This is a genomic window from Herbaspirillum huttiense, assembly GCF_004367745.1.
In the GTDB taxonomy this organism is placed as follows: Bacteria; Pseudomonadota; Gammaproteobacteria; order Burkholderiales; family Burkholderiaceae_D; genus Herbaspirillum; species Herbaspirillum huttiense.
Window position 1 is genome coordinate 1,727,683 of sequence record NZ_CP037993.1, and the last position, 14,971, is coordinate 1,742,653.

Below are 14,971 nucleotides of genomic sequence, written 5' to 3' on the forward strand. Positions count from 1 at the left end.
GGCGGTTTTTTACATGCCTGGGTGAAGTTTTTTACCGATTTTTGGTCGGCGTCATCGGCGGCAATTCCAGCAGCACTTCCAGTCCGCCTTCGGCCAGGTTGCGCAGGCGCAGCTGGCCGTGATGGTTCTCGGCGATATTGAGCGCAATGGTCAGCCCCAGCCCGGTACCGCCGGTATCGCGCGAGCGCGAGGCCTCCAGGCGGTAGAAGGGTTCGAACACCGCCTCCAGTTCGGACTTCGGAATGCCCGGCCCCTGGTCGCGGATGCGGATGGCGATCTTCTGCTGTTCCAGCGCGATGGACACCCGCGCCGACTTGCCGTACTTGCAGGCATTGTCGATCAGGTTGGTCAGGCAGCGCCGCAGTGCGCCCGGCTGGGCCAGCACGAAGGCGCGGGTACTGCCTTGCAGGGCCACATCCTGGCCGGCATCGGCAGCGTCGGCGCAGACGCTGTCGAGCAGCGAATCGATATCCAGCGCCTGGATCTTCTCGGAAGAATCCATGCTGCGCGCCAGGTCCAGTCCTTCCCGCACCATGCCGTGCATCACGCCCAGGTCGTCGATGAGCTTCTGCTGCAGCGGGGCATCGGTGACCTTCTCCAGCCGCAGGCGCATGCGCGTCAACGGGGTCTGCAGGTCATGCGTGATGGCCGCCAGCATGTGGGTACGATGCTGGATCTGGCGGCGGATGCGCGCCTGCATGGCATTGAAGGCGTGGGCCGCCTGACGGATCTCGGTCGGTCCCGTCTCGGGCAGCGGTGCATGGTCGATGTCGCTGCCCAGGCGCGAAGCGGCTTGCGCCAGCTGGCGGATCGGGCGCGTGGCCATGCGCGCCACCAGCCAGGCCAGCATGGCGATCAGGACCAAAAACAGCAGAATGTATTGCAGCCCGAACAGACCGGCCGGCCCGCCCGGCCCACGCCCGCGCAGGGCAGGGGGGTCGCCCGGCTGGTGCAGGCGCAGGCGCATGAGCGCCTGGTCATGCAGGCTGATGTAGATGACGCGGCAGGTATCGCGACGCGGTCCGCGTCCGTCGTCGGCACGCAGGGGCGGGCACTCGCTCTCGCGCTGCACGGCAATCTTGCGGTCCTCGCCCAGGCGTGCCTGCAGCATCTCGATCAATGGGCTGGTGCTGGCATTGGGGCCGATGGCGTCATTCATGTCCTCCACCATGCGTGCCTCGAAACCGAAGTTGGTGGCGGCCTGCAGCACGATGGGGCGCTGTGCCGGCGGGATTTCGTCCACTGCCTGCACGATCTGTTCGACGCGGTCGGCCAGGTGCTGGAAGCGCAGTTCGCGCAAGGTATTGCGGCGCTCGTTGCCGGCCAGCCAGTTGGTGGCGAATACCGCCACCACGATCCCGCCCAGCAGCAGGAAGAAGATGCGGTTGCCGATGGAGCCAATGAAATTCTTCATGCCGACCGGCCTGCGCCTTCGGCCGTGACCGTGGTGGCCAGCACATAACCTTCATTGCGCACGGTCTTGATGATGGTCGGCGTGCGGGCATCGTCGCCCAGTTTCTGGCGCAGGCGGCTGATCTGGATATCCACCGAACGGTCGAAGGGATCGGATTCGCGGCCTTGCGTGAGTTCCAGCAACTGGTCGCGATTGAGCACGCGGTTGGGATGGTCGAGGAACACCTTCAGCAGCCGGAACTCGGCCCCCGACAAGGCCACCACCACGCCATCCTTGTTGACCAGGTGGCGTGCGGTGAGGTCCAGCGTCCAGCCGGCAAAGCGCATGGTGGCCACATCCGGCTGCGCCATGTTGGGCGGCAGCGCCTGCGTGCGGCGCAGGACGCTGCGGATGCGGGCAAACAGTTCGCGCGGCTCGAAGGGCTTGGCCAGGTAATCATCGGCTCCCATTTCCAGTCCGAGGATGCGGTCCAGCGGCTCGCCGCGTGCGGTCAGCATGATGACCGGCACCGAGGAGGTGGCGCGCAGGTTGCGGCAAAGGGTGAGGCCGTCCTCGCCCGGCAGGGTCAGGTCCAGCACGATCAGGTCTACCCGCGATTCTTCCAGCACGCGGCGCATCTCGCTGCCATTGGTGGCGGTGAGGGTGCGCAGGCCGTTGCTGTCCAGGTATTCGGCCAGCAGGGTGCGGATGTCGCGGTCGTCGTCGACGACGAGGATGTGAGTATTTGTATCCATGGATCGCATTATGCCGAACTTGTCCGTGCGTGCAGGGCGGATTTGTATCGGGTCTTTACAGGGAGCGGGTGTGAAATAAAACGATACCTGGGCGGCTCCCGTATATACAAAGCGATACAAATGACGCCACAGCGGAAAAACCGTTGATACAAGCCGCCGGTTTAATGGGAACCATGCCAAGGCAGCACGTCGCTGCCGAACGCATCAGAGCACCATCCCCTGAAAGGAGCAAGCCATGTTGACAATGAAAAACCGTATCCTGGCCGGCATCGCCGCCGTGAGCATCAGCGCCGTGACCCTGTCGGCCTTCGCCCAGATGCCCCCGGGCGGCCCGGACGGCCCCCGCGGCCATGCCCCGAGCCCGGAACAGATCGCCAAGTTCGAGCAGATGCGCACCAAGCACCAGGCCGAGCTGCACGACAAGCTCAAGATCACGGCCTCGCAGGAAGCCGCCTGGAAGCTCTTCCTTGACAAGACCAAGCCGGCCCCCTTCGACCAGGCCGGCCGTCCCAACAAGGACGAATGGGCCAAGCTGTCCACCCCGGAACGCCTGGACAAGCAGCTGGACATGATGCGCAAGCGTGAGGCCTTCGCCGAGCAACGCATCGCCGCCACCAAGGACTTCTACGCCACCCTGTCGCCGGAACAGCAGAAGATCTTTGATGCCGAACACGCCAAGATGGAACGCCATCGCTGGGAAAAGATGGAGCACATGCGCCATGGCGACCGCAAGGGCCCCCCGCGTGACGGCAAGCCGGCACCGGACGCCCCGCCGGCCAAGTAATCCCGGCCAGGCAGGACTTGCCGCTGCGCCGCAGGTGGGCGGATGCCTGATGGCGGCGCAGCGGGCAGTCCCACCCTTGCAGCCTTGCGTCTCCCCGCAAGGCTGTTCTTGTTGGTAGCCCGTGCAAGCCGGGCAATAGCTGGGTACACTGCGTGCCAGCCCGGACGCGGGGTGGCTGGCCGACAATGTTGCACGGCTGTCAGGCTGGTCGGAGAGAATGACGGCGGGCGGCCTTGCTCCGTCAGGAGGGGCCGCCTTCGCTTGTGCTTTCAGCTGGCGTTTTGCCTGTCGTGAAAGACAGAAAAATGTACAGAATTCTGCACAGATTCCTGTGCAGAACGTTGTACAGAAAAAAGAGCAGAAGGCAGTACAGAAATCTGTACTGAAAGAAATACATGAAAAAGCGCAGATAAATGCCGGCGGGCTGCCATGGTGGCGGCCCGCTGACGTGATTACTTGATGACGTGATCGGTTCACTGGTTTTCCTGACATGACAAATACTCCCAATTCCAAGCAGCCGTCTCCCTCCAACGCATCGTCTCGCGGCAGCATCCTGCGCCGCTGGTGGTTCTGGGTCCTGGTGGCGGCGCTGGCGGCCGGTGGCGGCTACAAGTGGTGGTCCAAGAAGAAGGCCGATCAGGAGCAGATGGCTGCCATGGGCGGCCCGGGCGGACGCCCTGGCGCAGGCGGCCCCGGTGGACCGGGCGCGCGCCGTCCCGGCGGTCCCGGCGCCTTCGCGAGCCAGACCATGCCGGTCGGCGTGGCCAAGGCCCAGGTGCAGAACGTCGATGTCTTCCTCAATGGCCTGGGGGCCGTGACCCCGACCGCCACGGCCACCGTGCGGGCCCGCGTGGATGGCCAGCTGATGAAGCTGCATTACAAGGAAGGCCAGGTGGTCAAGGCCGGCGACCTGTTGGCCGAGATCGATCCGCGCTCGCTGCAGGCCGCGCTGACCCAGGCTGAAGGGCAACTGGCGCGCGACCGCGCCTTGCTGGCCTCGGCCCGCCTGGACCTGAAGCGCTACCAGACCCTGCTGTCGCAGGACTCGATCGCCAGCCAGCAGGTCGATACCCAGGTCGCACTGGTCAAGCAATACGAAGGCACGGTCAAGGCCGATGAGGGAAGCGTCGCCAGCGCCCGCCTGCAACTGTCATTCACCCGCGTGACCGCGCCGATCAGCGGCCGCCTGGGCTTGCGCCAGGCTGACGTGGGCAACAACGTCACCACCGGCGACACCAACGGGCTGGTCATCATCACCCAGCTGCAGCCGATCACGGCCATCTTCAGCATCCCCGAAGACAATATCCCCAAGGTCTTGCAGCAACTGCAGAGCGGCCGCAAGCTGCCGGCCCAGGCCTGGGACCGCGAGCAGAAGAAGAAACTGGCCGATGGCGTGCTGCTGACCATCGACAACGTGGTGGATTCGACCACCGGCACCGTCAAGCTCAAGGCCCAGTTCCCCAATACCGATTACGCGCTCTTCCCCAGCCAGTTCGTCAATATCCGCCTGCAGCTCAAGACCGAGGAGGGCGCCATCGTCATCCCGACGGCGGCCATCCAGCGTGGTTCGAAGGGCCTGTTCGTGTACGTGGTCAAGGAAGACAACACCGTCACCGTGCGTCCGGTCAAGACCGGTCCGGTGCAGGATGACCAGACCGTCATCACCGATGGCATCGCTGCCGGTGAAACCGTGGTCATCGATGGTATCGACCGCCTGCGCGAAGGTGCCAAGGTGGAAGCGGTGGCACGCGGCGGCGCGGATGATCCGGCCAACAAGCTCACCACCGAGAATCCGGAACGCCGCCATGGCAAGCGCGGCCAGGGCGGTGAGGCAGGACAGGGCGGGCAGGGCGGTCAAGGCAACCTGAGCCCGGAAGAACGCCAGAAACGCTGGGCCGAAATCAACAAGCGCATCGACGCCGGTGAATTCGGCGAAGAGATCAAGAAGCTGCCCGAAGACCAGCGTCGCCAGAAGATGATGGAGCTGCGTCGCCAGCGTGAAGCGGCTGCCGGTGGTGGCAACGGCAACAGCGCACCCGCCAACAATGCAGGCAACGCCAACGGCGCCAAGTAAGCACAAGGCTCACGCATGAATCCCTCGCGCCAGTTCATCCTGCGGCCGGTCGCCACATCCTTGCTGATGCTGGCGATCCTGCTGGTGGGCATCGTGGCCTACCGGCTCCTGCCGCTGTCGGCCCTGCCCGAAGTCGATTACCCGACCATCCAGGTGGTCACGCTTTATCCCGGCGCCAGTCCGGACGTGATGACCTCCTCGGTCACCGCGCCCCTGGAACGCCAGTTCGGCCAGATGCCGGGCCTGAAGCAGATGTCCTCCACCAGCTCCGGCGGGGCTTCGGTGATCACGCTGCAATTCAATCTGGATCTGAGCCTGGACGTGGCCGAGCAGGAAGTGCAGGCCGCCATCAACGCCGGCAGCAACCTGCTGCCCTCGGACCTGCCGATGCCGCCGGTCTACAGCAAGGTCAATCCGGCTGATACGCCCATCATCACGCTGGCGGTGACCTCCAAGACCATTCCCTTGCCCAAGGTGCAGGACCTGATCGATACCCGCCTGGCGCAAAAGATTTCGCAATTGTCCGGCGTCGGTCTGGTGAGCCTGTCGGGTGGCCAGCGTCCGGCCGTGCGCATGCAGTTGAATCCGCGAGCGGTAGCCGCCCTCGGGCTCAACCTGGATGACGTGCGCACCGCCATTGGCAACGCCAACGTCAACCAGGCCAAGGGCAGTTTCGACGGCCCCACGCGCGCCTCCACCATCGATGCCAACGACCAGCTGCGTTCGGCCGATGAATACCGCAACCTCATCATTGCCTACAAGAACGGTGCGCCCATCCGCGTCTCGGATGTGGCCGATGTGATCGACGGTGCAGAAAACGTCCGCCTCGGCGCCTGGGCCAACCAGCAGCCGGCGGTGATCGTGAACATCCAGCGCCAGCCCGGTGCCAACGTGATCGCCGTGGTCGACAGCATCAAGAAGATCCTGCCGCAGCTGCAGGCCAGCCTGCCGGGCGCCATCGATGTCCACATCCTGACCGACCGCACCACCACCATCCGCGCTTCGGTGGAAGACGTGAAATTCGAACTGCTGCTTTCGGTGGCGCTGGTGGTGATGGTGATCTTCGTCTTCCTGCGCAACGTGCCAGCCACCATCATTCCCAGCGTGGCAGTGCCGCTGTCGCTGGTGGGCACCTTCGCGGTGATGTACCTGGCGGGCTTTTCGATCAACAACCTCACGCTCATGGCGCTGACCATTGCCACCGGCTTCGTGGTCGATGATGCCATCGTGATGATCGAGAACATCTCGCGCTACATCGAAGAGGGCATGAAGCCCATGCAGGCCGCCCTGAAGGGCGCGGAGCAAATCGGTTTCACCATCATCTCGCTGACCTTTTCGCTCATTGCAGTGCTGATCCCGCTGCTCTTCATGGGTGATGTGGTCGGCCGGCTGTTCCACGAATTCGCGGTCACGCTGGCAGTCTCCATCCTGATCTCGGCGGTGGTCTCGCTGACCCTCACCCCGATGATGTGTGCGCGCCTGCTGCGCCATCAGCCGGAAGAACAACAGGGCTGGTTCTATCACAAGAGCCAGGCCTTCTTTGACCGCATCATCGCGCGCTACGGCGTGATGCTGGAATGGGTGCTGGAGCGCCAGAAGCTCACGCTGCTGGTGGCCGTGGCAACGCTGGGCCTGACCGTGCTGCTGTACGTGTTCGTGCCCAAGGGCTTCTTCCCGCTGCAGGATACGGGCGTGATCCAGGGGATTTCGGAGGCCACGCAATCGATCTCCTTCGGTGCCATGGGCGAGAAGCAGCAGCAACTGGCCAAGGTGGTGCTGGAAGATCCGGCGGTGGAAAGCCTGTCCTCCTTCATCGGTGTGGATGGCACCAACGCCACGCTCAACAGCGGCCGCATGCTCATCAACCTGAAGCCGCATGAAGCGCGCGATGTCTCGGCCTCGGATGTGATCCGCCGCCTGCAACCCAAGCTCACGCAGGCGGTGCCGGGCGTGACGCTCTACATGCAGCCGGTGCAGGACTTGACCATCGAAGACAGCGTCTCGCGCACGCAGTACCAGTTCACGCTGGAAGATGCCGATTCGGGCACGCTGAGTACCTGGGTGCCCAAGCTGATCGCACGTCTGCAGCAGGTACCGCAACTGGCCGACGTCGCCACCAACCTCCAGGACCAGGGCCTGCAGGCCTACATCGAGATCGACCGCAATGCCGCTTCACGCCTGGGCATCACCACGGCCGCCATCGACAATGCGCTCTACAACGCCTTCGGCCAGCGCCTGATTTCCACCATCTACACGCAATCGAACCTGTATCGCGTGGTGATGGAGGTCAAGCCGGAATTCCAGCGCGGCCCCGAGGCACTGGACAGCATCTTCCTGGTCACCTCGGCCGGCGGCAAGGTCCCGCTGTCCTCGATTGCCACCGTCACCGAACGCACGGCCCCGCTGGTGGTGAACCACATCGGCCAGTTCCCGGCGGCCACCGTCTCCTTCAACCTGGCCAAGGGCGCATCGCTGGGCGAAGCGGTCAAGGCGATCAAGGCGGCCGAGGACGAGATCGGCATGCCCGATTCCACCGTCACCAACTTCCAGGGCGCGGCACTCGCCTTCCAGGCGTCGCTGTCCAATACGCTGTGGCTGATCCTGGCCGCCATCATCACCATGTACATCGTGCTGGGCGTGCTCTACGAGAGCTACATCCATCCCATCACCATCCTCTCCACCTTGCCTTCAGCGGGTGTGGGGGCGCTGCTGTCGCTGATGATCTCGGGGACCGATCTCGGCATCATCGGCATCATCGGCATCATCCTGCTGATCGGCATCGTCAAGAAGAACGCCATCATGATGATCGACTTCGCGCTGGAAGCCGAACGGCACCAGGGCAAGAGCCCGCGCGAGGCGATCTACCAGGCTTGTCTGCTGCGCTTCCGTCCCATCCTGATGACCACCATGGCGGCACTGCTGGGTGCGCTGCCGCTGATGCTGGGCACCGGTGTCGGCTCCGAGCTGCGCCAGCCGCTGGGGATCACCATGGTCGGCGGCCTGCTGGTGTCGCAGGTGCTGACCTTGTTCACCACGCCGGTGATCTATCTCGGTTTCGACAGCCTGGGCCGCCGCCTGCGTGCGCGCTTCGGGCAGCGTGAGCCGGGCCATGGCGGCGAGGATGACGATGACGGCAAGCCGACCACGCTGCCGCCGGCGGTGTAAGCGGATGCGCGCATGAATATCTCGCTTCCCTTCATCAAGCGTCCCATCGCGACCACGCTCCTGACCATCGGCATTGCGCTGGCGGGCATGGTGGCCTTCCGCCTGCTGCCGGTCTCGCCGCTGCCGCAGGTGGATTACCCGACCATCTCGATCTCGGCCTCGCTGCCGGGCGCCAGTCCGGAGACCATGGCGGCGACCGTGGCCACGCCGCTGGAACGCGCCATGGGCGCGATTGCGGGCGTGACCGAGATGACCTCGACCAGCTCGCAAAACTCCACCCGCATCACCCTGCAATTCGACCTGAACCGCGACATCGACGGCGCCGCCCGTGACGTGCAGGCCGCGCTCAATGCCGCGCGCAACCTGCTGCCTACCGGCATGCCGAGCAATCCGACCTACCGCAAGGTCAACCCGGCCGATGCGCCCATCCTGATCCTGGCCATGACGTCCGACACCATGACCCAGGGCCAGATGTATGACGCTGCCGACAGCATCGTGGCGCAGAAACTGTCGCAGGTGCGCGGAGTGGGACAGGTGAGCGTGGGCGGCAGTTCGCAGCCGGCGGTGCGCATCGAGCTCAATCCGACGGCGCTCAACAAATACGGCATCGGCAGCGCCGACGTGCGCACGGCCGTAGCCGCCACCAATGCCAATCGTCCCAAGGGTTTGCTGGAAGATGATGGCCGCAACTGGCAGATCTACGCCAACGACCAGGCCAAGACCGCCGCTGAATATGCGCCGCTGATCGTCTCCTACCGCAACGGCACGCCGGTGCGGGTGCAGGATGTGGCCGAGGTGCGCGACTCGGTGGCCGATGTGCGCAATGCCGGTTCTTCCAACGGCAAGCCTTCGGTGCTCATCATCATCAACCGCCAGCCGGGCGCCAACATCATCGAGACGGTCGACAACGTTCGCGCCTTGCTGCCGCAGTTGCAGGCCTCGATCCCGTCGGCCATCGACATGAAGGTGGTGCTGGACCGCACCCCGACCATCCGCGCTTCGTTGAAGGAAACCGAGTTCACCCTGATGCTGTCGGTGGCGCTGGTGATCATGGTGGTGTTCCTGTTCCTGCGTAATGCGCGGGCCACGCTGATCCCGGCGGTGGCCGTTCCCGTCTCGCTGATCGGGACCTTCGGCATCATGTACCTGGCCGGATTCAGCCTCGACAATCTTTCGCTGATGGCGCTGACCATTGCCACCGGCTTCGTGGTCGATGATGCCATCGTGGTGCTGGAAAACATTTCGCGCCACATCGAAGCCGGCATGAAGCCTTACAAGGCGGCCTTGCTGGGTGCGCGCGAAGTGGGCTTCACGGTGCTGTCGATGAGCATTTCGCTGATCGCCGTCTTCATTCCCATCCTGATGATGGAGGGGATCGTCGGGCGGCTCTTCCGCGAGTTCGCCATCACCTTGTCGGTGGCCATCCTGGTCTCGCTGGTGGTGTCGCTGACGACCACGCCCATGATGTGTGCGCAGCTGCTGCGCCATGATCCCGAGGGCGATGCAGCGCGCCGCCAGCGCCGCCATCCGTGGCTGCAGAAAATCGCCGACCAGAGCGCGGCCATCTTCGAGGACATGCTGCTGGCCTACGAGCGCACGCTGGCCTGGGCCCTGCGCGCTGCGCCGCTGATGATGCTGATCCTGCTGGGCACGATTGCATTGAACGTTTACTTGTACAAGGCGATTCCCAAGGGCTTCTTCCCGCAGCAGGATACCGGCCGCCTGGTCGGCGGCATCCGGGGCGACCAGGCCATTTCCTTCCAGGCCATGCGCACCAAGCTCAACGAGTTCATCGACATCGTCAAGGCCGATCCGGCCGTCTCCGATGTGGTGGCCTTCACCGGCGGACAACGGCGCAACGGCGGCTTCATGTACGTGACGCTCAAGCCCCTCTCTGAACGAAAAGACAGTGCCGACAAGATCGTGGCACGGTTGCGCATCAAGACCGCCAAGGTGGCCGGTGCGCGGGTGTTCCTGGTGCCGGTGCAGGACATCCGCATCGGCGCGCGGCAGAGCGATTCGCAGTATGAGTATTCGCTCAAGTCGGACGATGTGGGCCTCTTGCGCATCTGGGAGCCCAAGATTCGCCTGGCGCTGTCCAATCTGAAGGAGCTGGAAGACATCAGCACCGACCAGCAGGACAACGGCCTGCAGACCACGCTGACCATCGACCGCGAGACCGCCATGCGCGCTGGCGTCACGCCGCAGCTGATCGACTCCACCCTGTCGGACCTGTTCGGCCAGCGCCAGATTTCTACCATCTACAGCGGCATGAACCAGTACCACGTGGTGATGGAAGCGGCCCCGCAATACTGGCAGAGTCCGGAAACCCTGCGCGATACCTATGTCAGCCTGGCCGGCTCTTCCAATCTCTCGCCGACCACCTCCAGTCTCTCGACACCGCCGGCGCTGTCGGCCTCGGGCAAGCTGAACGCCAACACCGGACTGGCGCAGACCATTTCCACGGCGGCCTCGCGCCAGATCCCACTGGCGGCGTTTTCGCGCTTCGAACCGACCACGACGGCGCTGTCGGTCAGCCATGAGGGCCAGTTCGTGGCCTCCACGCTGTCCTTCAACCTGGCCGAGGGCGTGTCGCTGTCGCAGGCCACCGCCGCCATCGACCGCGCCATGGCGCAACTGGGCGTGCCCACCAGCGTGCTGGGCACTTTTGCGGGGACGGCCAATGCCTTCCAGGCTTCGACCTCCAGCCAGCCCATCCTGATCCTCACGGCCTTGCTGGCGGTGTACATCGTGCTGGGCATCCTGTACGAGAGCCTGATCCATCCCATCACCATCATCTCCACGCTGCCCTCGGCGGGGGTGGGCGCACTGCTGGCGCTGATGGTGACCGGCACCGACTTCAGCCTCATTGCCCTGATCGGCGTGATCCTGCTGATCGGCATCGTCAAGAAGAACGCCATCATGATGGTGGACTTCGCCATCGATGCCGAACGCAATCGCGGGATGTCGCCGCGCGATGCCATCTTCGAGGCCTGCAAGCTGCGCTTCCGTCCCATCATGATGACCACCATGGCAGCGTTGCTGGGTGCGATCCCCCTGGCCATCGGCCACGGCGATGGCGCCGAGCTGCGCCAGCCGCTGGGCATCTCGATCGTGGGCGGGCTGGTGGTGAGCCAGCTGCTCACGCTCTACACGACCCCGGTGGTGTACCTGTACATGGAACGCCTGAGCGCCTGGAGCCGCCGCCGCTTCGGCCGCAAGAACAAGACAGAAACCTCGGCGGCCTGAGGCTGCCGCCATGGAGAAACGCATGACGCAACAAGACCTGTTCAAACTCAAGCCCCTGCTGACCGTGCTGGCGGCCAGCTTCGCGCTGGCGGCCTGCTCGGTCGGGCCCGACTACGTGCGCCCGCAGATGGACATCGGCCCCGCCGTCTTCAAGGAAGGCCAGAACTGGAAGCCGGCCCAGCCGCGCGACCTCGCTGCCGATGGCAAGTGGTGGGAAATGTTCGGCGATCCGCAATTGAATGCGCTGGCCGAGCAGGTCGATATCTCCAACCAGAACCTGGCGCTGGCCGAAGCCAATTTCCGCAACGCCGTGGCGCTGGTGCAAAGCTCGCGCTCGCCTTATTCGCCGACGCTGGCGGCTTCGGCCGGTGCGTCGCGCGGACGTTCCGGCTCTGCCGGTTCGTCATCCAGTTCGTCGAACTCAGCCAATTCGTCCAATTCGTCCAATTCGTCCGGCAATAGTTCGAGTTCGGGCAGCGTGCGCAATTCCTACACCTTTTCGCTGACGGCCTCGTGGGAAGCCGACATCTGGGGCAAGGTGCGGCGCGATGTCGAATCCAGCCAGGCCAGCGCCCAGGCCAGCGCGGCCGATCTGGCCGGTGCGCGCCTGTCGGCGCAGGCACAGCTGGCGCAGAACTATCTGCAACTGCGCGTGCTGGACGCCCAGCAGCAACTGCTGGAAGACACGGTGCAGGCCTACCAGCGTTCGCTGCAGGTCACGCAGAACCAGTATGCCGCCGGGCTGGTGGCCAAGTCCGATGTGATCCAGGCGCAGACGCAACTGAAGTCTGCACAGGCCTCCGCGCTGGACAATGGCGTGACGCGGGCCCAGGTGGAGCACGCCATCGCGCTGCTGGTCGGCAAGACGCCCGCTGAATTCTCGCTGCCGCGCGCGCCGCTTACGGCGGTGGCCCCGCCGGTGCCGCAGGGCGTGCCGTCGATGCTGCTGGAGCGCCGTCCCGATGTGGCCGCCGCCGAGCGCCGCGTGGCCTCGGCCAATGCCAAGATCGGCGTGGCCAAGGCGGCGTATTTTCCCAGCCTGACCTTGTCGGCCTCGGGCGGGTATCAAAGCTCGACCTTCGCCGACTGGTTCACGCTGCCGGGACGCGTCTGGTCGCTCGGTCCGCAACTGGCGCAAACGATTTTCGATGGCGGTGCGCGCGCAGCGGCCACCGACCAGGCGATTGCCACCTATGACGGCACGGTCGCCACCTACAAGCAGACGGTGCTGACCGCCTTCCAGGATGTGGAAGACAACCTGGCCGCGCTGCGCATCCTGGAGCAGGAAGCGGCGGTGCAAGGCGAAGCGCTGCAGGCCGCACGCCAGGCCGTCACGCTGGTGACCAATCAGTACAAGGCGGGGACGGTGAGCTACGTCAACGTCATCACGGCACAAGCCACGGCGCTGTCGGCCGAGCTGACTTCATTGAATATCCTCAACCGCCGCATGGCCGCCAGCGTGCTGCTGGCCAAGGCGCTGGGCGGGGGCTGGGACGGGCATAGCCTGGATGACCTCGGCCCGCTGCAACAGCAGGTGGCCGACAAGGCCAAGGGATTGAAGGACAACGCAGCGCTGCGTTGAGTTGAATTGAGTGTGTAGTCGGGTCAGGCGGTGGCCAGCACCGCCGGCAGCGCCCCGCGCAAGGCGTTGCAGACCACGATTTCCTCTGCCGCCAGCAGGTCGGCGCGGGTGATGACGGCTTCCACCGCATCCCATTGCGGGTCGTCCAGCAGCACGCGCCGCATCACGCCCGGCAGGACGCCGCAGGCCAGCGGCGGCGTGCACCAGCGGCCGCCGATCCTGACGAAGACATTGCTGCGGCCGCCTTCGGTCAGTTCATCCCGTTCATTGAAGAAGAGCTGGTCAAAGCCGCCGCGCCGTTCGGCCTCTTGCCAGGCGGCGTCGTAGCGGGCGCGCTGGCTGCTCTTGTGACGCAGGAAGAGGTCGCTGCTGTCGGTGGCAGTGTCGGCCAGGAAGACCTTGACCGGCGCGGTCAGCGGGTTCAGGGGCGCATGCTGGATCGTGATGCCGCCCTGGGCATCCAGCGCCAGCCGCAGCCGATAGGACGTTTGGTCAGAAAGTTCAGCACAGGCCGCATCGAGCCGCAATGCAATCGCCGTCGCATCGCAGGGATAGCCCAGCTGTGAAGCAGAATTCTTCAGGCGCGCCAGATGCAGCGCCAGATGGCGGCAGCCAGCGCGCGTGGCGTGGATGGTTTCAAACAAGCTGACGCTTTGTGCCAATTCGGTAAGGAAGCCTGACTTCAACTGGCATTCTGCAAATTCGGACGCAGCCTCACTGTCGTAGACGATGCCTGCACCAACCCCCATCACGCCCTGGCGCACACCGTCCTGGGCTGCCTGCAATTCCAGCGTGCGGATCGGTACCGAGAGGCAGAAGTCACCGATGGCCGGACCCTCCGCACGCGGCGGCGCGAACCAGCCGATGGCACCGGTATAGAGTCCGCGCGGCGCGGTCTCCAGTTCATCGATGATCTGCATGGTGCGGCGTTTGGGCGCACCGGTGATCGAGCCGCAAGGGTAGAGCGCAGCCATCGTGTCGGCCAGCGTGGCGTTTTCGCGCAGGCGGGCGCGGATGGTCGAAGTCATCTGCAGCACCTGCCCGTAGCGGCGCACGTCGAACAGATGCGGCACCTGCACCGAGCCCGGCACTGCGACGCGGCCCAGGTCATTGCGCAGCAGGTCGACGATCATGAGGTTTTCTGCACGGTTCTTTTCATCGTTGGCCAGGGCCAGGGCGCGCTGGGCATTGAGCGTGTCCGCACCTTCCTGTGTGGCCGGTACGGCGCGTGCGGTGCCCTTCATGGGCTTGGCCTTGAGCGTTCCTTGCTGATGGGCGACGAACAATTCCGGCGAACACGAGAGCACCATGCCGCCCGCCTCATCGCGCACCAGTGCGCCATACGGCACCGGCTGGCGCGCACGCAGGCGACGGTACAGGGTGATGGGATCACCCAGCACATCGAAGTGCAGGCGATAGGTGTAGTTGACCTGGTAGGTATCGCCGGCTGCGATGTAATCGCGGATACGGTCGATGGCTGCAGTGAAGGTGGCCTCATCGACGCTGCTGCGCAGACGGCTGATGCCCGCGTTGTCGGATTGCACTTGCGCAGACAGCCATGCCTCCACTTCGGCGGCAGACAAATGCGCGCACTGCGCAAACAACAGTACGCGCGCCAAGGGGCCAGAGAGGGCATGATGCGGCAAGCCCTGCAGCGCCGCGCCCAGTTCATAGCTCCACAAGGCCACGGCGTGCTGCCCCTCGGCCAGCGCCGCCTGCATCGCTTCGAGCATCGCCGGGAAGCCCGCCGCATCCGCGCAGGCCAGCGTGCGCACATGCCCGGTGTAGAGGCGCGAGCGCGGTTCGGCCGGGCTGGCCTGGTGGTCGTCGAGGAGGGCGAAGCAATCGTTCATGAAGGGCAGTGCAAACAGAAGAGCAGGGAAGGCCGCAGGGGCAGGGATGCCGCCGGGCAAGCCGTCGCGGGGCGCGGTCGGCAGCATGATAGCGTAAAAGGTATACTTGAAGGCTT

9 protein-coding genes are annotated in these 14,971 nt (G+C 64.8%); 6 read left to right on the top strand and 3 right to left on the bottom strand.

The window, feature by feature from the left end; all coding sequences use genetic code 11:
• Positions 1-31: 31 nt before the first annotated feature.
• Together E2K99_RS07670 and E2K99_RS07675 are read right to left on the bottom strand one after the other, a co-directional pair.
• Positions 32-1,414 (bottom strand): ATP-binding protein, encoded by a 1,383-nt coding sequence (locus E2K99_RS07670; RefSeq protein ID WP_134221855.1) that lies wholly within the window; start codon positions 1,412-1,414, stop codon positions 32-34.
• The gene (locus E2K99_RS07675; protein WP_199900344.1) at positions 1,411-2,148 is read right to left on the bottom strand and encodes a response regulator; all 738 of its coding nucleotides are present in this window, start codon (positions 2,146-2,148) and stop codon (positions 1,411-1,413) included. The genes E2K99_RS07670 and E2K99_RS07675 overlap by 4 nt, the downstream gene beginning before the upstream one ends.
• Before the next feature lie 235 nt (positions 2,149-2,383).
• Between E2K99_RS07675 and E2K99_RS07680 the strand changes: the two genes are divergently transcribed.
• The 6 genes from E2K99_RS07680 (at position 2,384) to E2K99_RS07705 (ending at position 13,002) form a co-directional block, all read left to right on the top strand.
• Positions 2,384-2,932, top strand: coding sequence for a Spy/CpxP family protein refolding chaperone (locus E2K99_RS07680; RefSeq protein WP_134134850.1), 549 nt, complete (start codon positions 2,384-2,386; stop codon positions 2,930-2,932).
• Between the two features lie 217 nt (positions 2,933-3,149).
• Positions 3,150-3,392 carry a hypothetical protein gene (locus tag E2K99_RS07685; RefSeq protein ID WP_134221856.1) on the top strand — a complete coding sequence of 81 codons (243 nt, stop codon included), beginning with the start codon at positions 3,150-3,152 and terminating at the stop codon, positions 3,390-3,392.
• Between the two features lie 30 nt (positions 3,393-3,422).
• Positions 3,423-5,006, top strand: coding sequence for an MdtA/MuxA family multidrug efflux RND transporter periplasmic adaptor subunit (locus E2K99_RS07690; protein WP_134221857.1), 1,584 nt, complete (start codon positions 3,423-3,425; stop codon positions 5,004-5,006).
• Between the two features lie 15 nt (positions 5,007-5,021).
• Positions 5,022-8,171 carry an MdtB/MuxB family multidrug efflux RND transporter permease subunit gene (locus E2K99_RS07695; RefSeq protein WP_134221858.1) on the top strand — a complete coding sequence of 1,050 codons (3,150 nt, stop codon included), beginning with the start codon at positions 5,022-5,024 and terminating at the stop codon, positions 8,169-8,171.
• Positions 8,172-8,183: 12 nt separating this feature from the next.
• Positions 8,184-11,420, top strand: a complete 3,237-nt coding sequence (locus E2K99_RS07700; RefSeq protein ID WP_134221859.1) for an efflux RND transporter permease subunit — start codon at positions 8,184-8,186, stop codon at positions 11,418-11,420.
• A gap of 22 nt (positions 11,421-11,442) precedes the next feature.
• Entirely contained in the window at positions 11,443-13,002 is a 1,560-nt protein-coding gene (locus E2K99_RS07705) for an efflux transporter outer membrane subunit (RefSeq protein WP_134221860.1), read from the top strand.
• 23 nt (positions 13,003-13,025) lie between these two features.
• On the opposite strand, the gene pabB is transcribed toward E2K99_RS07705, so the two are convergent.
• A complete protein-coding gene (gene pabB / locus E2K99_RS07710; RefSeq protein ID WP_134221861.1) occupies positions 13,026-14,855 on the bottom strand; it encodes an aminodeoxychorismate synthase component I in 1,830 nt (609 codons plus the stop codon).
• Between the last annotated feature and the right edge of the window lie 116 nt (positions 14,856-14,971).

What these genes read in the sequence shown, in the direction of transcription:
- E2K99_RS07670 (WP_134221855.1), bottom strand. Translation starts at nt 1,414, where the DNA reads ATGAAGAATTTCATTGGCTCCATCGGCAACCGCATCTTCTTCCTGCTG.
- E2K99_RS07675 (WP_199900344.1), bottom strand. Translation starts at nt 2,148, where the DNA reads ATGGATACAAATACTCACATCCTCGTCGTCGACGACGACCGCGACATC.
- E2K99_RS07680 (WP_134134850.1), top strand. Translation starts at nt 2,384, where the DNA reads ATGTTGACAATGAAAAACCGTATCCTGGCCGGCATCGCCGCCGTGAGC.
- E2K99_RS07685 (WP_134221856.1), top strand. Translation starts at nt 3,150, where the DNA reads ATGACGGCGGGCGGCCTTGCTCCGTCAGGAGGGGCCGCCTTCGCTTGT.
- E2K99_RS07690 (WP_134221857.1), top strand. Translation starts at nt 3,423, where the DNA reads ATGACAAATACTCCCAATTCCAAGCAGCCGTCTCCCTCCAACGCATCG.
- E2K99_RS07695 (WP_134221858.1), top strand. Translation starts at nt 5,022, where the DNA reads ATGAATCCCTCGCGCCAGTTCATCCTGCGGCCGGTCGCCACATCCTTG.
- E2K99_RS07700 (WP_134221859.1), top strand. Translation starts at nt 8,184, where the DNA reads ATGAATATCTCGCTTCCCTTCATCAAGCGTCCCATCGCGACCACGCTC.
- E2K99_RS07705 (WP_134221860.1), top strand. Translation starts at nt 11,443, where the DNA reads ATGACGCAACAAGACCTGTTCAAACTCAAGCCCCTGCTGACCGTGCTG.
- pabB (WP_134221861.1), bottom strand. Translation starts at nt 14,855, where the DNA reads ATGAACGATTGCTTCGCCCTCCTCGACGACCACCAGGCCAGCCCGGCC.